17 protein-coding genes and 1 tRNA gene are annotated in these 21430 nt (G+C 67.8%); 7 read left to right on the top strand and 11 right to left on the bottom strand.

Features of this window, described 5'->3' with window-relative positions; all coding sequences use genetic code 11:
• Window positions 1-3: 3 nt before the first annotated feature.
• The 5 genes from ACZ63D_RS15315 to ACZ63D_RS15295 all read right to left on the bottom strand — a co-directional run bounded on the left by ACZ63D_RS15315 (window position 4) and on the right by ACZ63D_RS15295 (window position 6121).
• Window positions 4-1467, bottom strand: coding sequence for a peptidoglycan D,D-transpeptidase FtsI family protein (locus tag ACZ63D_RS15315; RefSeq protein WP_465354945.1), 1464 nt, complete (start codon window positions 1465-1467; stop codon window positions 4-6).
• Window positions 1464-2951 carry an FtsW/RodA/SpoVE family cell cycle protein gene (locus tag ACZ63D_RS15310; protein ID WP_465354944.1) on the bottom strand — a complete coding sequence of 496 codons (1488 nt, stop codon included), beginning with the start codon at window positions 2949-2951 and terminating at the stop codon, window positions 1464-1466. Before ACZ63D_RS15310 ends, ACZ63D_RS15315 begins: the two co-directional genes overlap by 4 nt.
• The gene (locus ACZ63D_RS15305) at window positions 2951-4327 is read right to left on the bottom strand and encodes a PP2C family protein-serine/threonine phosphatase (protein ID WP_465354943.1); all 1377 of its coding nucleotides are present in this window, start codon (window positions 4325-4327) and stop codon (window positions 2951-2953) included. The genes ACZ63D_RS15310 and ACZ63D_RS15305 overlap by 1 nt, the downstream gene beginning before the upstream one ends.
• Complete coding sequence (locus ACZ63D_RS15300; protein WP_033291485.1) at window positions 4324-4785, bottom strand: FHA domain-containing protein FhaB/FipA; 462 nt, start codon at window positions 4783-4785, stop codon at window positions 4324-4326. Before ACZ63D_RS15300 ends, ACZ63D_RS15305 begins: the two co-directional genes overlap by 4 nt.
• 103 nt (window positions 4786-4888) lie before the next feature.
• A complete protein-coding gene (locus ACZ63D_RS15295) occupies window positions 4889-6121 on the bottom strand; it encodes a DUF3662 and FHA domain-containing protein (protein ID WP_465354942.1) in 1233 nt (410 codons plus the stop codon).
• A gap of 130 nt (window positions 6122-6251) precedes the next feature.
• Between ACZ63D_RS15295 and ACZ63D_RS15290 the strand changes: the two genes are divergently transcribed.
• From ACZ63D_RS15290 to ACZ63D_RS15280, 3 genes are all read left to right on the top strand, one after another.
• Window positions 6252-6337: transfer RNA gene (locus tag ACZ63D_RS15290), tRNA-Leu, on the top strand.
• A 1629-nt stretch (window positions 6338-7966) separates the two neighbouring features.
• Complete coding sequence (locus ACZ63D_RS15285; protein ID WP_465354941.1) at window positions 7967-8503, top strand: hypothetical protein; 537 nt, start codon at window positions 7967-7969, stop codon at window positions 8501-8503.
• Between the two features lie 504 nt (window positions 8504-9007).
• Window positions 9008-11017 carry a hypothetical protein gene (locus tag ACZ63D_RS15280; RefSeq protein ID WP_465354940.1) on the top strand — a complete coding sequence of 670 codons (2010 nt, stop codon included), beginning with the start codon at window positions 9008-9010 and terminating at the stop codon, window positions 11015-11017.
• Here ACZ63D_RS15280 and ACZ63D_RS15275 read toward each other — a convergent pair whose 3' ends face one another.
• Window positions 11018-12196 (bottom strand): hypothetical protein, encoded by a 1179-nt coding sequence (locus ACZ63D_RS15275; RefSeq protein WP_465354939.1) that lies wholly within the window; start codon window positions 12194-12196, stop codon window positions 11018-11020.
• Between the two features lie 290 nt (window positions 12197-12486).
• On the opposite strand from ACZ63D_RS15275, the gene ACZ63D_RS15270 reads away from it, so the two are divergent.
• A complete protein-coding gene (locus ACZ63D_RS15270; protein WP_465354938.1) occupies window positions 12487-12651 on the top strand; it encodes a hypothetical protein in 165 nt (54 codons plus the stop codon).
• Between the two features lie 62 nt (window positions 12652-12713).
• On the opposite strand, the gene ACZ63D_RS15265 is transcribed toward ACZ63D_RS15270, so the two are convergent.
• From ACZ63D_RS15265 to ACZ63D_RS15250, 4 genes are all read right to left on the bottom strand, one after another.
• The gene (locus ACZ63D_RS15265; protein ID WP_344282217.1) at window positions 12714-13049 is read right to left on the bottom strand and encodes a hypothetical protein; all 336 of its coding nucleotides are present in this window, start codon (window positions 13047-13049) and stop codon (window positions 12714-12716) included.
• Between the two features lie 36 nt (window positions 13050-13085).
• Window positions 13086-13820, bottom strand: a complete 735-nt coding sequence (locus ACZ63D_RS15260; RefSeq protein WP_465354937.1) for a S1 family peptidase — start codon at window positions 13818-13820, stop codon at window positions 13086-13088.
• Between the two features lie 124 nt (window positions 13821-13944).
• On the bottom strand, window positions 13945-14703 hold the full coding sequence (locus tag ACZ63D_RS15255; protein ID WP_465354936.1) for a S1 family peptidase: 759 nt from the start codon (window positions 14701-14703) through the stop codon (window positions 13945-13947).
• A 122-nt stretch (window positions 14704-14825) separates the two neighbouring features.
• Window positions 14826-15200: an FKBP-type peptidyl-prolyl cis-trans isomerase gene (locus ACZ63D_RS15250; RefSeq protein ID WP_465354935.1), complete on the bottom strand. Its 375-nt coding sequence runs from the start codon at window positions 15198-15200 to the stop codon at window positions 14826-14828.
• 163 nt (window positions 15201-15363) lie between these two features.
• Here ACZ63D_RS15250 and ACZ63D_RS15245 point away from each other — a divergent pair, with 163 nt between their 5' ends.
• A complete protein-coding gene (locus tag ACZ63D_RS15245) occupies window positions 15364-18579 on the top strand; it encodes a penicillin acylase family protein (RefSeq protein WP_465354934.1) in 3216 nt (1071 codons plus the stop codon).
• Here ACZ63D_RS15245 and ACZ63D_RS15240 read toward each other — a convergent pair.
• Window positions 18533-19375 carry an EamA family transporter gene (locus tag ACZ63D_RS15240; protein WP_465354933.1) on the bottom strand — a complete coding sequence of 281 codons (843 nt, stop codon included), beginning with the start codon at window positions 19373-19375 and terminating at the stop codon, window positions 18533-18535. The genes ACZ63D_RS15245 and ACZ63D_RS15240 overlap by 47 nt on opposite strands.
• 79 nt (window positions 19376-19454) lie before the next feature.
• On the opposite strand from ACZ63D_RS15240, the gene ACZ63D_RS15235 reads away from it, so the two are divergent.
• Both ACZ63D_RS15235 and ACZ63D_RS15230 read left to right on the top strand, forming a co-directional pair.
• Window positions 19455-20291 carry a LysR family transcriptional regulator gene (locus tag ACZ63D_RS15235; RefSeq protein WP_465354932.1) on the top strand — a complete coding sequence of 279 codons (837 nt, stop codon included), beginning with the start codon at window positions 19455-19457 and terminating at the stop codon, window positions 20289-20291.
• Window positions 20292-20338: 47 nt separating this feature from the next.
• Entirely contained in the window at window positions 20339-21370 is a 1032-nt protein-coding gene (locus ACZ63D_RS15230; protein ID WP_465354931.1) for a trans-sulfuration enzyme family protein, read from the top strand.
• The last annotated feature ends 60 nt before the right edge of the window (window positions 21371-21430 follow it).

Genomic DNA, 21430 nt, shown 5'->3' with positions numbered 1-21430 from the left:
CGGCTATCCACCCCCGAGCCGGGCGGCGATGGCGGCACGGCCGATCTCGGCGGCCACCGTGCCGCCGGTCGCGGCGAGACCGCGGTTGCCGCCGTTCTCGACGATGACCGACACGGCGATCTGCGGGTTGTCCGACGGCGCGAACGCGGTGTACCACGCGTGCGGCGCGGTGTTCTTCGAGTCGGCGCCGTGCTCGGCGGTACCGGTCTTCGACGCGATCTTCAGCGAGTCGTCCTTGCCGCCGCCCTTGGTGAAGGACTCCGACGCGATCATCATGTCGGTGAGGATCTTGTTGTTCTCCGGCGACAGCGCGGGCTTGCCGGTGAGCTGCTCCGGGTCGACGTTCTCGATCGTCGACAGGTCCGGGGCCAGGATCGACTGGATCAGCTGCGGCTTCATCGCGTAGCCGTTGTTCGCGACGGTCGCCGAGAGCAGGCAGTCCTGCAGCGGGGTGAGCCGGACGTCGCGCTGGCCGATGCCGCTCTGATACAGCGCGCCCGGCGAGTCGAGCGGGCCGACGGTCGAGCCGACGACCCGCATCGGCACGGTCAGGTCGTTCTGCCCGATGCCGAAGTTGGCCGCGGCCGCCTTCATCTTGTCCGCGCCGAGCTGGCCGGCGAAGGTCGCGAACGGGACGTTGCACGAGTGCGCCAGCGCGTCCTTGAACGTGTTGCCCGGGCAGGTCTCGCCGCCGTAGTTCTCCAGCGTCGTGTTCGTGCCCGGCAGCTGCACGTTCGGAGCGGTGCTGACCTGGGTGTCCGGGCCGATCCCGGCTTCCAGCGCCGCGGCCGCGGTGACGATCTTGAACGTCGATCCCGGCGGGTAGTTCTCCGAGATCGCCCGGTTCAGCATCGGGTTGTTCTTGTCTTTGGAGTAGGCGTCCCAGGCCTTGTTCTGGTCGGTGCCGTGCGTCGCCAGCTGGTTCGGGTCGTACGACGGGGTCGACACCATCGCCAGGATGCGGCCGGTCTTCGGCTCCATCGCGACCACCGCGCCGGTGTAGCCGCGCTTGGTCATCAGGTCGTAGGCGGCCTTCTGCACCTTCGGGTCGATGGTGAGCTTCACGTTGCCGCCGCGCGGATCGCGGCCGGTGACCATGTCCGAGAGCCGGCGCACGAACAGCCGCGGGTCCGACCCGTTCAGCACGTCGTCCTCGGCGCGCTCGAGCCCGCCCGCGCCGTAGTTGATCGAGTAGTACCCGGTGACCGGGGCGTACATCGGGCCGTCGGCGTAGGTGCGGAAGAACTTGAACTTGTCGGTCGAGGGCTTCACCCCGGCGAGCACGGTGCCGTCCGGCGTGACGATCTGGCCGCGCTGGCGGGAGTACTCGTCGTAGAGCACGCGCTGGTTGCGCGAATCGGTGCGGTACGTGTCGGCCTTGATGACCTGGACGTAGGTGTCGTTGGCCAGCAGCAGCACGATCATCGCGAGCATCGCCATGCCGACCTTGCGCAGGGGGGCGTTCACGCGGTCCTCCCGTTCGGGTCGTTCTCGGCTGGCGGACGCCGCACCATCACGGTGTGCGCCTCGGCGATCGGAGCCTGCGGCTGCTGCGGCTTCGGCCGGGTGGCCGGCCTGCGCGCCGCGTCCGAAATGCGCAGCATCAGGGCGACCAGGATGTAGTTCGCCAGCAGCGAAGAGCCGCCGTAGGACAGGAACGGCGCGGTGACGCCGGTTTCCGGGATGAGGGCGGTGACGCCGCCGACGACCACGAAAATCTGGATCACGATGGTGAAGGCGAGCCCGCCGCCGAGCAGTTTGCCGAACGTGTCGCGCACGGCGAGCGCGCTGCGCATGCCGCGCATCGCGAGCAGCGTGTACAGCATCAGCACCGCGGCCAGCCCGATGAAGCCGAGCTCCTCGCCGATCGCGGCGGTGATGAAGTCGGTGCTCGCGGCGGGCGGGATGTCCGGACGGCCGGCGCCGAGCCCGGTGCCGCCGACGCCGCCGGTGCCGAGCCCGAACAGGCCCTGGGCGAGCTGGTAGGAGCCGCCGAGCACGTCGTAGCGCGGGCCGAGCGGGTCGGTCCAGTTCTCCACGCGCTGCTGGACGTGGCCGAAGAGGTTGTAGGCGATGAGGCAGCCGCCGACGAAGAACGACAGCCCGACCACGACCCAGATCGCGCGCTCGGTCGCGACGTAGAGCATCACCAGGATGATGCTGAAATACAGCAGCGACGTGCCGAGGTCCTTCTCGAACACGAGCACGCCGATCGCGACGGCGGCGGCGATCAGGATCGGGCCGAGGTCGCGCGCGCGGGGCAGTTCCACACCGAGGAACTTCTTGCCCGCCACCATGAACAAGTCGCGTTTGGACACCAGGAACGACGCGAAGAACACCATCAGCAGCAGCTTCGCGAACTCACCCGGCTGGATCGAGAAGAACGGCAGTTTCAGCCACACCTTCGCGCCGCCGGCCTCGGACAGGCTCGCGGGCAGCACCGCGGGCAGCGCGAGCGCGCCGAGCCCGACCAGGCCGCAGATGTAGCTGTAGCGGGTCAGCGTGCGGTGGTCGTTGACCACCACCAGCACGACCACGAACAGCACCAGTGAAACGGCGGTGAACAGCAGCTGCTTGGTGATCTCCGGCGAGTAGTCCTTGCCGCGCTGCAACGCGGATTCGGCCTTCGCCAGATCGAGCCGGTGAATCATCACCAGCCCGATCCCGTTCAGCAGCGCGACGCACGGCAGCAGCACCGGGTCGGCGTACGGGGCCCAGCGGCGCACGGCGAGGTGCGTCGTGGCGAGCACGCCGAGATACGCGAGCCCCACCCACAGGATCGAGAGCGTCAGCTCCTGCTCCTGGTTGGCCTCGACGATGACCAGGGCGAGGGTGACGATGCCCGCCGCGAACGCCAGCAACGCGAGCTCCGTGCCCCGGCGTTTGGGGAGGTCTCGCGGCGGATTCGTGGCGAATTGGGCGGACGTCGGGTCGGCCAGCGGCTGGCCCATCAGTGACCGCCCCCTGTCGGCGGCGTACCCGCCGTCGAGCAGTCCCTCCCCGCAGGCTGGTTCGCCGACGAAGGCGTGCCGCCGGGAGGCGCCACGCTGGACGAGGGCGCGCCCGACTGCGGGACGCCCGTGGAATTGGCCGGCTTGCAGTCCGACAATTTCTTCTTGAGACGCAGGAAATCGTCGATGTACTTGCGCGCGTCGTCGAGGCTTTCGCGTTTCACGCCGTTCTGCACGGCGATCCGCGCGTCCTCCTGCAACGCGGAGACGCGGAGCTTGTCGGTGCACAGCTGGCCCGGCGGGCACGAGCCCTGCTCGAGCGAGTGCAGGTCGATGCCGAGGATGCTGCCCGGGACGCCGCGGTAGATCACGACCTCCTGATCAGGGCCTTCCCCGACGTAGTATTGGCTGAGCACGAAGTATCGAGTCGCGATCGCGGCGGCGCCCAGCACGATCAGCACCACGACCGCTCCCACGAGCCAGCGAAACCGTTTCCGCCGCTTCGCCTTGGGATCTTCTTGCGGGGCCTGCGGTTCCTGCCGGGGCGGAGGCGGCGGCTGAGTCAGCGCGCGCGCCCGGGCCGCGGGGGAATCGCCCTGATGCATTTCGTCGCTGCCGTCGCCCGCGGCTCCGCCCACGATCGGGGCGTCGTCGCCGAAATCGACGTCGACCACGTCGGCGATGATGACGGTCACGTTGTCCGTGCCGCCGCCCTTGAGCGCCAGTTCGATCATCCGGTCGGCGCAATCCTGCGGATCCGGGATCTGCACGGCCTCCGCGAGCGTCTCGTCGCTGACCATTCCGGACAAACCGTCGGAGCAAATCAGGTACCGGTCACCGGGACGCGCCTCGCGCACGGTCAGGCTCGGCTCGACCTCGTGTCCGGTGAGCGCCTTGAGCAGCAGCGACCGCTGCGGGTGCACCGCCGCCTCTTCCGGCGTGATGCGGCCCTGTTCGAGCAGTTCGTTTACGAAGCTGTCGTCCCGGGTGATCTGGGCGAACTGGCCGCCGCGCAGGAGATAAGCCCGCGAGTCGCCGACGTGGACGAGGCCAAGTCTGCTTCCAGCGAACAGGACGGCGGTGAGCGTCGTGCCCATGCCGTCCAGATCGGGGTCCTGAGACACCAGTTCGGCGATCGCCGCGTTGCCGTTCTGGACGGCTTCGCGAAGCTGGGCGAGCAGGTCGTCTCCCGGCTCGTCGTCGTCGAGCGGGGCGAGCGAGGCGATGACGACCTTGCTGGCCACCTCACCTGCGGCGTGCCCGCCCATGCCGTCGGCGAGCGCGAGAAGACGCGGGCCGGCGTAGACGGAGTCCTGGTTGTTGGAACGCACCAGGCCCCGGTCGCTGCGGGCCGCGTAGCGGAGGACGAGAGTCATGGGCGAAGCTCGATCACCGTCTTGCCGATCCGGATGGGGACTCCGAGCGGGACCCGGAGGGGTGCAGTGACCTTAGCCCGGTCGAGATAGGTCCCGTTCGTCGAGCCCAGATCTTCCACGTACCAGTCCTCCCCGCGCAGCGCGATCCGGGCGTGCCGGGTCGACGCGTAGTCGTCGTCGAGCACCAGCGTCGAGTCGTCGGCCCGGCCGATGAGGATCGGCCGCCCGTCGAGCGCGATGCGGGTGCCCGCGAGGGCTCCGTGCGTGACGAGCAGTTGCTGCGGGGCCTTGCTGCCCCGCGGCTTCTTCTCTTTGCTGCGGCGGAAGGAGGGCACCTGGACCCGGAGGCCCGACGCGGCGTAGAGGTCCGAGCGCACGACTCGGAGCGCGGCGAACACAAAGAGCCAGAGCAGCACGAGAAAGCCCACTCTGGTGAGTTGAACGACCAGCTCTGGCACTTGTTGTGTCCGCTCCCGCCTGTGCCTGCAAGCCGCGGCGCCACGCACGCCGCGGTTCCCCCCCGCACGACAATTCTGCGGGAACCCCGTGGACGGTCTGCGATCAGCCCTGGGTTCGGAACACCAGGGACGAATGGCCCACCCGGATCACGTCGCCGTCGGCCAGCTGCCACGTCTGCACCGGAGTGCCGTTGACCGTGGTCCCGTTGGTCGACCCGATGTCGGCGAGCGTCGCGCTCTGCCCGTCCCAGGTGATCTCCAGATGCCGCCGCGAAACGCCGGTGTCCGGAAGCCGGAAGTCCGCGTCCTGCCCGCGGCCGACGACGTTGCCGCCCTGCTTGAGCGAGTAGGTGCGGTTGGAGCCGTCGTCCAGCTGAAGGCTCGCCTGGAGCTGACGTCCCGCGGCCGGAGCGCCCTGCTGCGCGTACGGGTCCTGGCCGTAGGCCGCCTGCGGCTGGCCGCCGTACTGGTCGTACCCGCCCTGCTGCCCGTAACCCTGGTCGTACCCGGCGGCGGGCGGCTGGCCGTAACCCTGGTCATAGCCCCCGGCGGGCGGCTGCCCGTAGCCCTGGTCGTACCCGCCCTGCGGAGCCTGGCCGCCGTAACCCTGGTCGTAGCCGCCCTGCTGGCCGTAACCCTGGTCGTACCCCGCGGCCGGCGGCTGAGCGCCATAGCCCTGGTCGTACCCGGCGGCGGGCGGCTGGCCCTGAGCGCCGTACTGGTCGTAACCCTGCTGCGGCTGAGCGCCGTAGCCCTGGTCGTAGCCCTGCTGCGGCTGACCGCCGTAACCCTGGTCGTACCCGGGCTGCTGGCCACCCTGCTGTCCGTAGCCGTACTGGCCCTGCTGGCCGTACGGGTCACCCTGGTCGTATTGGCCGTAGCCGGGGGGCTGGCTCATTGGTGGGTCTCCTGCGTTGCTGGGTCGTGCCGACCGTGACGGACCTTCCCCCGCGCTGGCGCGGGCGTCGGGATCGACGGACGAACGGGTCTTGAACTGTCCAGTATGCAGCGCCTCGTTGCGCTCGAGTGATACGACGACGTCACCATAGGTGTCCCAGCCCTGCGCGGCGAGGTGTTCCGCCACCGCCCTCGCGAGAACCCCGGTGACCCGCTGCTCATCGCCGGCCATGCGATCGTGGTCAGCCGCCCCCAACGACACGATGTAGTGATTCGGGGCGAGCTGCCGACCGCCTGCCAGCTCACGAACGTTCTCCTCGCCTTCCCTCTCGAGCGCAACCGCCACTTCCTGCGTGACGACGTTGCCGCCGAACATGCGCGCGAAAGTATTCCCCACTAGGTTCTCGAGCCGCCTGTCGAAGCGCTCAACGCGACCCACCGGGGACAACCTCCTCACATGTGTGCTTCCGCATCGATCCTATCCGGGGGAGGAAGGGTTGGGCATGCCCCCGGTGAAACCCGTCAGAAGGCCCTGCTAAGCTTTGCTGGCTGCCTCAAGGAAGCAACTCGGGCGAGTGGCGGAATGGCAGACGCGCACGGTTCAGGTCCGTGTGTCCGAAAGGACGTGAGGGTTCAACTCCCTCCTCGCCCACCATGGTCAGGCCCCCAGCCGCTTGCGCGACTGGGGGCCTTTTCCGTTTGTCGGTCGTCCTTCCGCCCGGGGGCCGAGCCCCCGGAGCCCCGCGGTGCTTGTTGGTGGCGGTTGGGGGGTGGGTTGGGCTGAGTGGGTGGGCTTTGCCTTGGGGCTGAGGGCGTGAGCCAGGACACATTTCCTGGGTGGGGTGTGCTGCGGGAGGCACTGAACGGGGCCAGCGGCTGATGCGGACCGGATTTCGGGCTGGGGTTACCGCCGATCGGCCAGTGTGATTCGGGGTTGTGGGAGTGGGGTAGAAGGTTAGGCCGGTCGATCGCCGAGGACGTTTGCACGGCGACGGGTTCGGACCCGTGTCGGTTTTGGAGGCGCGGGGGTGGTGTCTGGTTCTCGAGGAATTGGGTCCAGGGGTCGGGCAGGTAGCGCAGGGCGTGCCAGCGGCGGAGTTTGACGAGGTTGTAGCCGAGCATCGGGAAGGCCAGCAGGAGGTTGACTGGGGAACGTTCGGGTAGTGGGCTTTGCCCGCAACGGCGGGGCCTTTGAGCCGCTGGTAGCCGTCCTTGCCGTGGGCGCTGTGCGGTGTGAAGGCGTGCGGGACGCGTTTGTCGTATATGGCGCGGAGTTTCGCTTCTTCTTCGGCGGGCATGTTGCGTTTGAAGCCGGGGAGTCTGGAGGAGGGAGCTTCGGAGTAGCGGTCGCCGTCGAGCCAGATCGTGCCGGGTTTCGGCCCGGGACGGTTCTGCGCTGATTGGGTGCAGGTCGCCGATGATGTCGATGTCGCGTTGCCACAGCGGCCAGACGAAGCTCTCCGGTATGCGGGGGTGTAGCCGCGGTCCGCGGCGATCTCCCGGATTTCGCGGCCACGTGCGAGGACGGAGTCGATGAGCTTGACGGCTGCTGTTCCTCGGTTGCTGCTGGCCAGGACGAGGTGCATGCCGAGGGCGATGTGAGGTACGACGTCGGCGTCCTCGCCTATGGCGGGGGTTTGGGTGGCGAGAAGCCCCCTAGTCACGCTGATCGGGCAGGCCGGGGGTTGTCGCCTGTCGTATTGAGAATGCGCTGGTGCGCGAATCGGCGGTCCAAGCGGCTGCGGCAGCGGTACAGCCATCGCCTGCGTCCCCGCGCCGCCGATGTGACCGATCGCAATGAGTGGTACCTCGATCCCCTGCGCGGCCGCGACCCGTGGGACGTGGTCGCGCTCCTTCGGAAGTGACTGGTCAAGACAGCTAATGGGATATGAAGGTTCCAAGCCTTCGGAGCCCACGGTGCTTGTCGGTGCCGGTTGGGAGGCTGGGTGGGTTTGCGCTTGGCGGGGGAGGCTCGGGGGTGGGCCAGGACACATTTTTGTGAGTGGTCGGTGGGTGAGGTGCGAATCGGTCGCTTCGGCAGTGTTGTGTTGTAACGTCGGAGCGTCCACTGAATACGGACAGCTACTACCGGCAAGGCCTGGGGAGGGCTTGGTGGCTGAGCTTTGTCAAGCGAGGTCGGGCTTCGGCCTGGTATCGGCGCGCGGTGGGCGGCGACTGACTCTGTGGTTATCGCGCCAGCGGCTGCTGGCGAACACGCTCGGTTCCACCTGGTCGGCCTCCGACACGGAGCTATGGCGAATCCGGCTGACTGGCGTGTTCAGGGATGAACCCCTACGCGTCCCCGGCACCGATCGGTCGGTGGTTTCCTCCCGCTCTGGTCAGGAAGATCCGTGCCACCACGATGCGCCGGGGATCCGCGAGCGCCGGAATCGGTCTGCTCATAGTCATCGCCGTGCCCGTCTGGGGGTACAGCCTCCCGACTTCCTATGACGTGACAATCGCTCTGACGGTTTTCTTGGGGATTATCGCCGCGTGTTGTTTGCTGGTTTCCGGGGTGGGGCTGATGGTGTCGCGTACCTATGTGGTGTCCGGGCACCTCAAGCTTCGGAAGGAGTACACCGTACTGGGAGTTCAGCTGGGGACGGCTATCCCAGGGTGGCTGGCGGCGATCGGATTCGTTGTCTGGTACGTCGTTATCGTGGTTACTTCGGGTAACTATTCCGGAGTGGGGCAAATCCATTTCACGGTGCCCATCGTGCTTTATCTGGTCCTTCCCGTCATCGCGGCTCTCCTCAACTCGGTCAATCTGATCATCGCCTATTCTCTTTTCTTCCCCTCTCCCCGTAGGTTGAGCAGCTGATGGAGCACGAGCTGGAGCAGCACTTCGAGCGCGACTGGCAGGAGCCGGTGCGGGTGGTGGTGCTCGGCCGGGTCAAGGCAGGGCGCGATCGGCGGCGAAGGCGGACCGATCGGTCGCTGGGATGCGTGGCGGAGACTTTTCTCGAGATAGCCGCCAATCTCGCCTGGCCTTTCATGGTGCTCTGGGAATTCGTGACCGTTCCGAAGCGACGCCGGAAGCTGGTGGCAGTGCCGAGCGGGCCAGCGCGAGGGCGGGCGTTCGAAGCGGCTTCGGCGTTGAAGGGGCGCGACGGAGAGATCGCCGTGGTGCGTGGGGCGGGGCGGGTGGCGTTGGTTGAGGTCGGGGACGCCGTGCCGGTCGTGTTGTGGGAGGGGAGTGCGCAGTGGAGTCCGTCGCCTGCGTGTTTGTACTGGGAGGACGGCTCGATGTTGATGCCGCGCCGCGGTGAAAGGCTGGACACGGAACGTGACGCTTCCGGTAGCCTGAGCTGGGAGGGGGGAAGCGGTGAGCGACGGCAACTACTTCGACGGCCAGGCGGACAAGGTCTTCCAGGCTGGCAAGGTGTACGGCGACGTGCATTTCCACGGGCCGCGGCGGCCGGCGACGCCGGCATTGCAAGTCCAGGCACCGCCGAAGCATTACCGGAACAATGAGCGTCAGCTGGCCGCACTCACCGAAATTCACGACGAGGCGCTTGATCGGGTGGCGGTCGCGATTGTGCGGGGCGCGCCGGGCAGTGGGCGTACGACGCTGTGTGAGACCTGGCTGCATCAGAACCGGACTCGATTTGATCGCTTCTACTCCGTGCGCGTGGGGCATCGGGCGGGCGCTGACGTCCTCGCCGAGTTGCTGTCCAAGCTGGGGTACGGGCCGGACGAGATGCAGGCGAGTCTCGAGGGGCGGGCGGCGATGTGGCAGTCGCAGACCGCCGACTTCAGGGTCGCGCTGCTGGTCGACGACGCGTTGAGTGCGGCTGAGGTGAAGGCGCTGCTGCCGACACATCCCGGCTCGTACGTGCTCGTGGTCGGGTCTGGGCTCGAAGCGTTGCGTGCTCGGTATTCCGCTCGCGAGGTCGAGCTGGAACCGTTGAGCAACGAGGCGGCGCTGGGTGTGCTGACCGAGCTCGTGGGCGAGGAGAAGCTCGCCGCGGAGCCGGAGCAGCGGGAAGAGCTGCTTCGGATTTGTGCTGGTTCCGCCGCGGAACTCAACGTCGCGGGAATGATCCTCGCCCGGCAAGGCGGGACGGTGCGGCGGCTGATCGCGCGGATCCGGGCCAAAGGCGCCTTGGCCAGTGCGGTGTTCGACGTCGCGTACGAACTGCTGACCGAACGGGAACAAGCGGTCTACCGGTTCTTCGGTGCGCATCCGGGCAGCGGGGACGTCCGGCTGGAAACGGTCGCAGCGGTGCTCAGTCTCGACGAGTTCGACGCTGAGGACGCGTTGCAGAAACTGGTTTCCGCCAAACTGATCGAGGTGATCCGGGGCCGGTACCGGATGTCCGAGCTGGCTCGTCTGCACGCGGCTGGGCTGGCTGGCGAACTATCCGGCGTCGTGGTCGGGTACTACGCCGAGCAGGGGTTGCGGATCGCGGAACGCGCACTGCCTACTGGCTGGCCCGCGAAGATTTGGCCGGGCTTCACTCCGGCGTCGTCCGAGGTGGATGCCTGGGAGTGGTTGTTCGCGGAACAGGCGAATTTGCTTGCCGCGGCGGAGGACGCGTTGCAGGCCGGGGCGCATGAGGACGTCATCCGGCTGGCGAGGGCGTTGTGGCCGGTCTACAAAGACGGCGCGTATCCCGCGGAACTGGCGGTGGTGAGCCAGGACGCGGTTCAGGCGGCGCAGGCTGCGGGGATGCCGCTTGCCGAGGGGTTGGTCCGTACCCAGCTTGGGTTCGCACAGATGCAGCGGCGGGATTGGGCGGCGGCGCAGGAGCAGTTCGCCGCGGTGGCCGAGCTGGCCACGACGTCGGAGGAGCACGCGTCCGCGTTGGAAGCGCGGGGGCTCGCGTTTTTCGAACCTGGCTGGGTCGCGCGACAGCAGGGGCGGCTCGAGGACGCGGCTTCGTTGCTGGGCCAGGCGGAAGTTTGTTTTCGGGAAAGTCTCGCGCTGGCTGAGGAGATCGGCAACGGTCGTCGGCTCGCGTTGATTCGGATGCATTTGGCCAAGGTTGTGTCGCCGGAGGAAGCGGCCGATCTGCTAGCGCGGGCCGAGCAGGGGTTGAAGAGCGAGCCGGGCAACCTGGTGAAGGTCCGGTTGTGGCAGGGGCGGAAGCTGATCGAGGGCGGTGCCTACGAGGAAGGCGCGGCTGTGCTGGCTGAACTCGATTCGGCGGCGGAGCAGGCCAATCTGCAGCGGGAGCGTATTGCCGCGTTGCGGTCGCGCGCGGAGGCGGCGGTGGCTCGCGGGTTCCGCGAGCAGGCGAAGGCGCACGTGAATGACGCGGTGAATATCGCTCGGATGCACGGGTTCACGGCCGAGGCGACTGATCTGCTGATCTGGCTCGAACAGCTCTGACTATCCATAGTGGACAGTAAGGCGTGCCTCGTGTTTGCGGCCGCCTGCGGTGAAGGGCAGCTGTTCGGGGAAATCCAGGCCAAGCTGGTCGCGCGTGTAGAGCAGCGACGGCACGGCTTGCGGCAGGTCAGTGCCGGTGAAGGACACGACGAGGCCGTCGCGGCTGCCCGCGAGCCAGCCTGATCCGGCTGGACAGGCGGCCCATTCGCAGCCGGGGAATTCGGCGAGGGTGAGGGCGATCCAGCGTCCCGGCTCGGGGAAACGGTCGCCCAGCACGATGTCGGCGCGGCGCAATAGACGGGGATCGGGGCCGTCGACGTGGACGACTAGGTGGGCGTCGGCGGATTCCGCGGCGAATCTGGTGACTTCGTCACCGCGGACCTGGATCCATTGCGCGCCGGGCTCTGGGCGGTGGACTCGTGGCAGCGGGAAGGCGGTGAAACCGGCTGGTTGAGCTGGGGGCGGGAGTTGAAGCGTGCGGTAGCCGAGTTCGGTCAGCAGGGCCGCGGACTGTCCGGGGACGCTGGTGGCGAGTGCGGTCGCGGCGGCCAGGGTCGCGGGTTGGGTGGCGGTGCGCAGCTGGTCGGCGAGGTTTTCGTCGGTCAGGACGGGGGCGGTGCGCAGCAGGGCGGCTACCGGGGAATCCGGGTCGACGGCCTCGTGCGGGGTAGCGGCCAGCAGGATCGGGGTGCCCAGGCAGGCGGAGTAGTAGGTGACGGAGCCGTGGTCGCCGATGGTGACGTCGGCGGCCACCGCGGCTGGTTGCCACAGATCTTCTTCCGGGAGGACGATTACGCCCGCGCGCTGGCAATCTCGCAGCCACATTTTCAGCTGCCATGGGTAATGGCCTTGGCCGATGTTGGGATGCAGGGCGAGAACGACGGCGAATTCGTCCAGTGGTAATTGCTTGGCAATGCGGGCGGGGAGGTCGGGGCCGGAGCCGTAGGACGAGAGCTGGCCCCAGGTGGACGACATCAGCACCAGGGTTTGCTCGCCGGTGACGCCCAGGGCTTGGCGGTAGGTTTCGCGCAGTTCTCGGGCATCTCGCAGGCGGTCAAGGCAGGAATCTCCGGCGATGACGGCGCGGTCGGCGGCTGCCGGGCAGTACTGCCGCAGGCGGGTGAGCTGCTCGGGGTGGGACAGGACGTGATGTTCGGCGATCACCTCGCCGTTGTGCATCAGCCATTGCTCGGACAACCCGAAAACCGGTTTCCGGTTTCCGGTTTCCGGTTTCCGGTTTCCGGTTTCCGGTTTCCGGTTTCCGGTTTCCGGTTTCCGGTTTCCGGTTTCCGGTTTCCAAAAACTTATTGTAACCCATTCCGTGCGGCAAAACCGTCAATGGTGCACGCAAGCGATGCAAATCCCCGCCGTAACTGGCCGCCAATGCCCAGTCGAAATCCTCCGTCACGACGTCTTCCCACGGCTCCAGCGGGATTCCGCGCGCGGCGAGGTACTCCTGCGTCCCCCGGGTGAACGCGCTCGAATCCGGGCAGGTGAACACCACCTGCACCCGCGGATCCCCGGCGAACAACGGCAGTACGTCCAGCAGCCGCGTCGCCGCGGTGACGTTGTGCACTACCGCCAGCATCGTCCGTTCCGTGGGCACGGTGCGCCAGCGGCGCGGCACGGGGTAGGACGACGAAGGCACGGAGAGCGATCTTACCGATCGCGCTCCGTGCCGGTCGTCCGTAAAGGCTCAGAGGCTGATATTGCCTTGTACGTCACGCAGCTGAACGACCTTGGCCCCTTCGGCCACGGTGCCCACGTGGTTCGTCACCCCGCCGCTGCGTGCTTCCTGGTGCACCTCGAACTCGGTGCGCAGCGCCGCGCCGAATTCCGGGTCCTGGCGGCTGACCTCGTCGAGCCGCTCGGCCAGCGCGGTGACGGTGGCCGGGTTCTCGGGAGTGGCTGCCTCCAGTTCCGCGGTGGCCTTGCTGTTGCCGGAGAACTTGCGCTTGACCAGGTCGTACAGGCCGGTCGCGGCCTTTGTGGCCAGCGCGGTGGCGACAGCGGTCAGGATCGGCTCGGGCATGCGACTCTCCTCAGGTCGACGGCCCTTCCACCGTACTCACTTCGCGTGCTCGTCGATCCACTCCGCGATGACATCGATGCGGGAGGTTGTCTCCGCGGCACTGTGCGGGCAGTCCGGGCCGTTGTTCTCGATCGAGATCAGCTTGCCGTCGGTGAAATACGGCGCGCCCGTGTCGAAGGCGCACGCGCTGGTGGACGCCGAGGGCGAGACCCCGCGAATGCCGACGGTCGTGCCGCCGACCGACGAGACCTTCATCGTGCCCTGCTGCAACTGCTTGGACGGCACCGGGTTCTGCGCCGTCCGGCTGCCCCAGCCGGCCAGCGTGACCTGCTGTCCGACGCCCGGCACCAGATGGTTCACGGTGAGCGGCTCGACCTCGGTGACCGGACTGTCCAGCCGGGCCAGCGCGACGTCGTTCGGGCCCGCTTGCAGCACTTGGGTGACCTTGCGCTGGACGCCTTTTTCCTTGGTTTCGTCGACCAGGCCGAGCGACACCGTCGTCGGGTACGGGACTGGGCCGGAGACCCGGTTCTTGTTCGCGTCGTGGAAACAGTGGCCGGTGGTCACGATCCACTGCGGCGCGACGAGCGCTGCCGAACAGAAGCTCGAGTACGTGCTTCCGTTCGGCAGCGGGATTCCGGTCATGCTCAGCTTCGCGGCGAAGCCGTATTGGCCTGCTGGGACGTCAGAACCGTTGGCGACGGCCAAGGCCGGGCTCGCGGTGAGGATGGGCAGGAGAACTGCTGCGGAGATCGCGGCGCGGACGCGCATTCTGTCCCTTCGTCCGGGTCACCGGCGGATGCCGATGCACTCGGCCTTCCACGCTAACGACACCGTCCGCACGGCGGAATTCCCTTGATGGGCGACTAAAACCGACCGATCTCGCGACTTGCCCTCACTGGATGTGCGAGGTGATCCAGTTCTTGAGGATGTCGACGCGCGCGGTGGTCTCGGGGGTGGAGTGGGGGCAGTCCGGGCCGGTCGATTCGACCGAGACGAGGCGGCCGGTGTGGTCGCCGTCGTCGACGAAGTACGGCGCGCCCGAGTCGTAGCTGCACGCGCTGGTGTTCTTCTGCGGCGAAACCCCGACGATGCTCGCGGTGGTGGCGTCCGAGCCGACCACCCGCATTTCGCCCTGCTGCAGTTTGTCCGACGGCTTCGGCGAAACCTCGGTCAGGCTGCCCCAGCCGGCGAGCAGCACCTTCTGGCCGTTGACCGGCGCGGCGGGCGAGACCGTCAGCGGCTTGATGTCGGTGACCGGCCGGTCGAGTTTGGCGATCGCGACGTCGTTGACGCCGGACTGCTGCACCTCGGTGACGCTGCGCCGCTCGCCCTGGCCGGGCTGATCGACATTCGTGCCGAGAAGCACCGAAGTCGCGTACGGCACCGGGCCGGAAACCGGCTTGCGGTTGACGTCGTGGAAACAGTGTCCGGCGGTGATGATCCATTGCGGCGCGATCAGCGAACCCGAGCATCCGCTCGAATAGGTGGTGCCGTCCGCCTTTGGGATGACAGGCATGGACAGCTTGGCCGCGAACGGATATTCGCCGGGTGCCACATCGTTGCCGTTCGCGACCGCGGACGCGGGAGCCGCGACGGCTAGCGCGGCTCCGGCGGCGAGGAAGGCAGCGGAAAGGGCGGCACGCAAACGCATGAAATATCCTCCGGAAGACGACTACTCAACGCGAACGTTAGGCGCCTTCCGTTTCCCCCGAAAGGGGGATCAGCCGGGGCTGCCCGATCGGGCTTGCCCGGCTGCCCGCGTTTCTTTCCGGCTCAGCTCACGCCGACGAGATCGACGACGAAAATCAGCGTTTCGTTCGGCGCGATCACGCCGCCCGCGCCGCGTTCGCCGTACGCCAGGTGCGGCGGGATCACCAGCTGGCGGCGGCCGCCGACCTTCATGCCGGTCACGCCCTGGTCCCAGCCCGGGATGACCTGTCCCGCGCCGAGCTGGAAATCGAGCGGCGCGCCGCGGTCGTAAGAGGCGTCGAATTGCGCGCCGGTGGAGTGCGAGACCCCGACGTAGTGCACGCTGACGGCATTGCCCGACTTGGCTTCGGGGCCGTCGCCGACGGTGATGTCCGTGATCTGCAGCTCGGCGGGCGGCGGTCCGTCCGGGCGCTCGACTTGGGGCTTTTCCACGCTCATGGGGCTCACCGTACCTATCGCTTAATCGCTGCGCCGGATGGAGTACCGCCGGATGGACTACTCCCAATAGGGGGATAAACGCGAAAACTCTTCACATGTGTCCTACCCGTCGGTAGCGTGCGCTGGGTCACCCTGGGGCATCCTTCGTGGACGGAGCTGTGGCATGCGACGACGCATCCCCATCCTGGCCGCGGGCGCGGTAGCCGTGCTCACGGCCGGGCTAGTGCAGATCGGGACCGCGGCACCGGCTTCCGCCGCGTTGCCCGGCAACGACTATTGCGCGGGCCAGTGCAACGACATCCTCCCGCCGGGGGAGAACGGCAGCGCGACGCTCGCCGAAATCCTCGCCAACAAAGCGTTCGGCACCCAGCCCGGGCACGCCGACGACCAGCTCGGCAAATACGCCGATCTGGCGGGCGGGTACAAGACGCTGACGACCGACACCATCGGCAAATTCTTCAACGACTCGTCCTTCGGGGTGCCCGCCGACCAGGTCGCGAGCACGATCAAACCGCGCGACGACGTGACGATCACGCGCGACAAGGCCACCGGCGTCCCGCACATCCAGGGCACGACGCGGTCCGGCACCGAATACGGCGCGGGCTACGCGGCGGCGCAGGATCGCTTGTGGCTCATGGACATCATGCGCCGGGTCGGGCGCGGCCAGCTGACGTCGTATGCCGGTGGCGCGGAAGCGAACCGCGAGCTGGAGCAGTCCTTCTTCGCCTCCGCGCCCTACACCGAGGAAGAACTGCAGCAGCAGATCGACGCGGTGGCGGCGAGCGGCCCGCGCGGCAAGCAGGGGCTCGCCGACGCGCAGGACTACATCGAAGGCATCAACAAATACATCACCGATTCGCACAACGGCCGGTATTTCCCGGGCGAGTACGTGCTCACCGGGCACGTCGACGCGATCACCAACGCGGGAACCATCGAACCGTTCAAGCTCACCGACCTTGTCGTGCTCGCCTCGGTGGTCGGCGCGCAGTTCGGCGCCGGTGGCGGCGGCGAGGTGCAGAACGCGGTCGCGAAGCTGGCGCTGCAGGAGAAGTACGGCGTCGAGCAGGGCGAGAAGGTGTGGCAAAGCCTGCGCGCCGCGGACGATCCCGAGGCCGTGAAGACCCTGCACGACGGGCAGACTTTCCCGTACGGCAACACTCCGGCGAACCCGCAGGGCGCGGCGTTGCCGGACAAGGGGTCGGTGACGAACCAGCAGCTCGTGTTCGATCAGACCGGTTCGGCCGCCTCGGCACAGCCGAAGGTCAAGGTGCCCGCGCCGAAGGATCAGGAATCGGCGCGCGGGATGTTCGACAACGGCGTGCTGCCGGGCAACATGCTCAAGGAAAAGCACGGCATGTCCAACGCGCTGCTGGTGTCCGGCGCGAAGACCGCCAGCGGGCATCCGGTCGCCGTGTTCGGTCCGCAGACCGGGTATTTCGCGCCGCAGCTGTTGCTGCTGCAGGAAATCCAGGGTCCCGGCATCAGCGCGCGGGGCGCGTCGTTCGCCGGGATCAGCATGTACGTGCTGCTCGGCCGCGGCCAGGACTACTCGTGGAGCGCGACGACCGCGGCGCAGGACATCATCGACACTTACGCGCTGCCGCTGTGCGACCCGAGCGGCAAACCGGCCACAAAGGACTCGAACTACTATCTCTACCAGGGCAAGTGCCTCCCGATGGACACCGTGGAGCGCAAGAACGCCTGGTCGCCGACGGTCGCGGACGGCACCGCCGCCGGGTCCTACACCCTGCGCAGCTACCGCACGAAATACGGCCCGGTGACCTCGCGGGCGACGGTGGGCGGGAAGCCGGTGGCGTACTCCTCGCTGCGGTCGTCGTTCCAGCACGAGGTGGATTCGCTGATCGGGTTCCAGGAGTTCAACGACCCAGGCTTCGTCAAATCGGCCGCGGACTTCCAGCGCGCCGCGAACGACGTCAACTTCACCTTCAACTGGTTCTACGCCGATTCGAAGGACATCGCGTACTTCAACTCCGGCGCGAACCCGGTGCGCAATTCCACTGTGGACCCGATGATGCCGACGTGGGGCGACCGCGGGTTCGACTGGTCGGGCTGGAACCCGGCGGGCAACAAGGCCGACTACACGCCCGCGTCGCAGCACCCGCAGTCGGTGAACCAGGACTACTACATCAGCTGGAACAACGCGCAGGCCAACGGCTACGCGTCCGGCGGCGCGGACAAGTCCGCCGTGCACCGCGGCGATCTGCTGGACGCCCGCGTCAAGGCGCTGCTTTCCAGCGGCACCAAGGTGACCCGGGTGAATCTGACCCAGGCGATGGAGGACGCGGCGCTGGCCGACCTGCGGGCGGAGAAGGTGCTGCCGCTGCTGCTGCAGGTGCTCGACAAGGCCCCGCTCACCGGTGCCGCGGCCGACGCCGAGGCGAAGCTGAAGACGTGGATGCAGCACGGGCACCAGCGCGTCGAGTCCAGTCCGGGCAGCAAGACCTACAACGACGCCGACGCGATCCGGATCATGGACGCCTGGTGGCCGCTGCTGGTCACCGGCGAGTTCAAACCGGCGATGGGCGACGACGCGTTCGGCGCGATGGTGAACGTGTCGCAGATCAACGAAAGCCCGTCCGGCTTCCAGAACGAAACGCCGGGCAAGCATGTCGGGCAGCCGCACCAGGGTTCGGCGTATCAGCACGGCTGGTGGGGTTACGTCAGCAAGGACATCCGCACCGCGCTCGGCCAGCCGGTGGCGGGCCCGCTCGGCGCGAAGTTCTGCGGCGGCGGCGACCTGACCGCGTGCCGGCAGACGCTGGTCGACTCGCTGACCGCGGCGGCCGGCCAGCCCGCGAACACCGTGTACCCGGGCGACGGCGATTGCTCGGCCGGCGACCAGTGGTGCGCCGACACGGTGATCCAGCGTCCGCTGGGCGGGATCACGCACGGCAAGATCAGCACGCAGAACCGGCCGACGTTCCAGCAGGTCGTGGAGTACCCCGCACACCGCGGCGACAACGTCTCGAACCTCGCGGCGGGCAAACCGGTGAACGCTTCCAGCGCGGAAACCGGCTTCTACAACTCGCCCGCCTCGAACGCGGTCGACGGCAACCCCGGCACCCGCTGGGCGAGCGACTGGAGCGACAACCAGTCGATCACCGTGGATCTCGGGTCAGTGCAGCAGGTTTCGCGAGCGGTGCTGTCGTGGGAGAAGGCGTACGGGAAGGGATACAAGATCCAGCTGTCCACGGACGGCACCGACTGGCACGACGCCGCGGTGGTGACGGAGGGGAACGGCGGGACGGACAACGTCTCGTTCGCGCCTTCGGACGCGCGGTTCGTGCGGATGCAAGGAGTCTCGCGCGGGACTAAGTACGGGTATTCGCTGTACGAGTTCGAGGTCTACGCGCACTGACTTCGGTCGCTACTGAAGTGACGATGAGAACCGCTCCGGCCAGCATGATCGGCCGGAGCGGTTCTTTCATGAACAGGACGCTGATCAGGCAGGCGAGGATGGGCACGGCGTAGGCGTAGGTGCTGACGAGAGCGGGGGAGGCCGTGCGCAGCAGCCAGGTGTAGAGGCCGAAACCGGCCAGGGAGTCAACCAGTGCGAGGTAGGCCAGCGCCAGCCAGGATGCGGTTGTGGGCTGGTTGACCATTTCGCCGGTCGCCGTACCGATGACGAGCAGCACTAGGCCGCCGCTGAGCAGTTGGATAGCGGTGGTTGCCCACGGGCCGGGGAGGTTGGTCGTGCGGGCGGTGAGGACGGTGCCGATCGCCCAGACGAAACCGGCGGCCGCTACGACGAAGGTCCAGGCGCTGGCTTGCGTGCCGGTCAGCAGAGCGACACCGGAGAAACCGACGAGGATCCGGACCAAACCGGCTCGGGTCGGGCGTTCGCAGAGTACGGCTACCCATAGCGGAAGCGCGGCGACTACCAGTGCTGCGGTTCCGGCGAAGGTCGTGCGTTCGGCGAGCGCGACAGTGCCTTGTGCACCAAGCAGACAGATGCCGATCGCCGCGGCGGCAGCGAATTGGCGGAAGCTCAAGCCACGCAACGCGGTCGGCCGGAGTGCGCACAGTGCCAGGCCTGCGGCGAGGAACGCGGCACCGGAAGCGGACAGCGGCGGCAGCGTCTGCGCCATGACCCGCATCGCCGGAAACGACGTTCCCCAGCACAGCCAGAGACCCGCCAACGCGAAAACGACCATGCGCTCCAGGACAGCTCACCTGAGGTTATGCGTCCAACAACTTCTCGTCATTCGCAGGATGCGGTGAGATCATCGAGCGGTGGACGTGACGGTGGCCCAGCTTGAAGCCTTGCTCGCGGTGGGGGAGCACGGCAGCTTCACGCGCGCCGGGGAAGCGCTCGGGCGGACGCAGTCGGCGGTCAGCCGGGCGGTTGCCGCACTGGAAGGCGCGCTCGGCGGGCCGGTCGTGCATCGCGGCGAGGTCGGTTTCACCGAATTGGGCCGCACGGTGGCGGCGCACGCTTCGGTGGTGCTGGGCGGATTGCGGACGATCAACGAGCTCGCCGCGGACGTTCGCGCGCCGACGTTGCGGGTCGGTGCGGTGGCGAGTGCGTTGGTGCGCTTCGTGCCGACGGCAGTGCAGCGGCTGCGCCGGGATTGGCCGCGGAGCCAGGTGCTCACGTTGCAGGGTGAGGACGACGAACTCGTCAGCTGGCTCGCCGACGGCACCATCGATCTCGCCGTGACCACCCAGTCCGGTCCGGATTCTCAGCGGATGATCGACGACGAATTCCTTGCCGTAGTGCCGAAGGAGCATCCGGCCAGTCGTCGGGACCGGGTCGGGCTCGCGGAGCTGATCCAGCTTGGGGTCGCCGATCCGGGCGGAACGTGTGGTCCCGCGTTGGCGGAGGGATTCGCCGCGCACGGGGTCGAATGGCGGCCGGATCATGTGGTTCGCGACGTCGGGACCGTGGTCGCGATGGCTGCCGCCGGAATTACTGCGGGGGTCGCGCCGGCGATGGCATTGCCGGATCCGCCACCGCCCTCCGTCGCGGTCCGGCCGCTGGAGCCGCGGCTGTCGCGCGCCGTCTACCTGCACTATCGCTCGGCCGACCAGGACGCCGCCCACTTTGTGGAACGACTGCCCACCTGGTGATATTCGTCGCCCTGCCGTTCCCGCGGTCGCGAAGTTACCGTGTCCGCATGGACGACTGGACTCCGCGGACCCGCGCGATCGCGGCGGGCCGGCCGCACGGCCCCGGCGAGCCGCTGAACACGCCGATCGTGGCCACGAGCACCTTCGAGGCCGGCGGGGACGCGGTGTATTCCCGCTCCGACGGAACGGCCACTTGGGACTCGTTCGAAGAGGTCGTCGGGTCGCTGGAAGGCGGCACTGCGGTCGCCTTCGCGTCGGGGGTCGCGACGTTGTCCGCAGTGCTGGATTCGTTGCCGGTCGGGTCGACGGTTGCGGTTCCGTCATTCAGTTACGCCGTCACGCGCGGAGCGTTGAAGCACGCACAGCAAATCGGCCGCCTCACGGTCACCGAATTGGAGCCGACGGACACTCAGGCGTGGCTCGACTGCGATGCCGATCTGTTGTGGCTTGAATCGCCGACTAATCCGACGCTCGACGTGATGGAGATCGAGACGATCGCGCGCGGCACGCGGGGACGCGTGGTTGTCGACAACACCTTCGCGACTTCGCTGTATCAGCAACCACTGTCGCTCGGCGCGGACATCGTGGTGCACAGCGCGACGAAGCTCATCGGCGGACACAGCGACCTTCTGCTCGGCGTCGCGGTCGCGAACGATGAGAACACTGTGGACGAACTTCGCGCGGCACGGACTCGGGTCGGCGCGACACCGGGCACGCTCGAGACTTGGCTCGCTTTACGCGGTCTGCGGACGCTTCCGGTGCGGCTCGCCGAGCAGACCCGGACCGCGGAGTTGCTGGTGTCCCGGTTGGCGGAACACCCGGCGGTAACCAAGGTTCGCTACCCCGGTTTCGGGATGATGGTGGCGTTCGAGGTCGCCGGCACCGACGCGGCGGACAAGGTGTGCGCGAGCGTGCGGTTGATCCGGTCGGCGACGAGCCTCGGCGGGGTAGAAAGCCTGGTGGAACGGCGTGCGTGGCTTCCCGGCGAGGAACGCGTGCCGCCGGGGCTGATCCGGTTTTCCGTCGGGCTGGAAGACCCGGAGGACCTGTGGCGGGATTTGCTGACCGCGCTCGGCTGATTTCCGCCACTTATTAACGAGGGCTGTGCGGGTTGCCTGGCGACTGTTACGGTATGGGCA

The organism is Amycolatopsis sp. NPDC104775 (assembly GCF_055583325.1).
Note: the sequence above shows the minus strand (reverse complement) of the source record. Positions and strands in the feature narration are given on the sequence as shown.

Excerpts from the sequence above, each read along its gene's own strand:
- ACZ63D_RS15310 (WP_465354944.1), bottom strand. The coding sequence starts at position 2,951 with ATGGGCCAGCCGCTGGCCGACCCGACGTCCGCCCAATTCGCCACGAAT.
- ACZ63D_RS15305 (WP_465354943.1), bottom strand. The coding sequence starts at position 4,327 with ATGACTCTCGTCCTCCGCTACGCGGCCCGCAGCGACCGGGGCCTGGTG.
- ACZ63D_RS15285 (WP_465354941.1), top strand. The coding sequence starts at position 7,967 with ATGAACCCCTACGCGTCCCCGGCACCGATCGGTCGGTGGTTTCCTCCC.
- ACZ63D_RS15275 (WP_465354939.1), bottom strand. The coding sequence starts at position 12,196 with ATGCACAACGGCGAGGTGATCGCCGAACATCACGTCCTGTCCCACCCC.
- ACZ63D_RS15265 (WP_344282217.1), bottom strand. The coding sequence starts at position 13,049 with ATGCCCGAGCCGATCCTGACCGCTGTCGCCACCGCGCTGGCCACAAAG.
- ACZ63D_RS15260 (WP_465354937.1), bottom strand. The coding sequence starts at position 13,820 with ATGCGCGTCCGCGCCGCGATCTCCGCAGCAGTTCTCCTGCCCATCCTC.
- ACZ63D_RS15255 (WP_465354936.1), bottom strand. The coding sequence starts at position 14,703 with ATGCGTTTGCGTGCCGCCCTTTCCGCTGCCTTCCTCGCCGCCGGAGCC.
- ACZ63D_RS15250 (WP_465354935.1), bottom strand. The coding sequence starts at position 15,200 with ATGAGCGTGGAAAAGCCCCAAGTCGAGCGCCCGGACGGACCGCCGCCC.
- ACZ63D_RS15245 (WP_465354934.1), top strand. The coding sequence starts at position 15,364 with ATGCGACGACGCATCCCCATCCTGGCCGCGGGCGCGGTAGCCGTGCTC.
- ACZ63D_RS15240 (WP_465354933.1), bottom strand. The coding sequence starts at position 19,375 with ATGGTCGTTTTCGCGTTGGCGGGTCTCTGGCTGTGCTGGGGAACGTCG.
- ACZ63D_RS15230 (WP_465354931.1), top strand. The coding sequence starts at position 20,339 with ATGGACGACTGGACTCCGCGGACCCGCGCGATCGCGGCGGGCCGGCCG.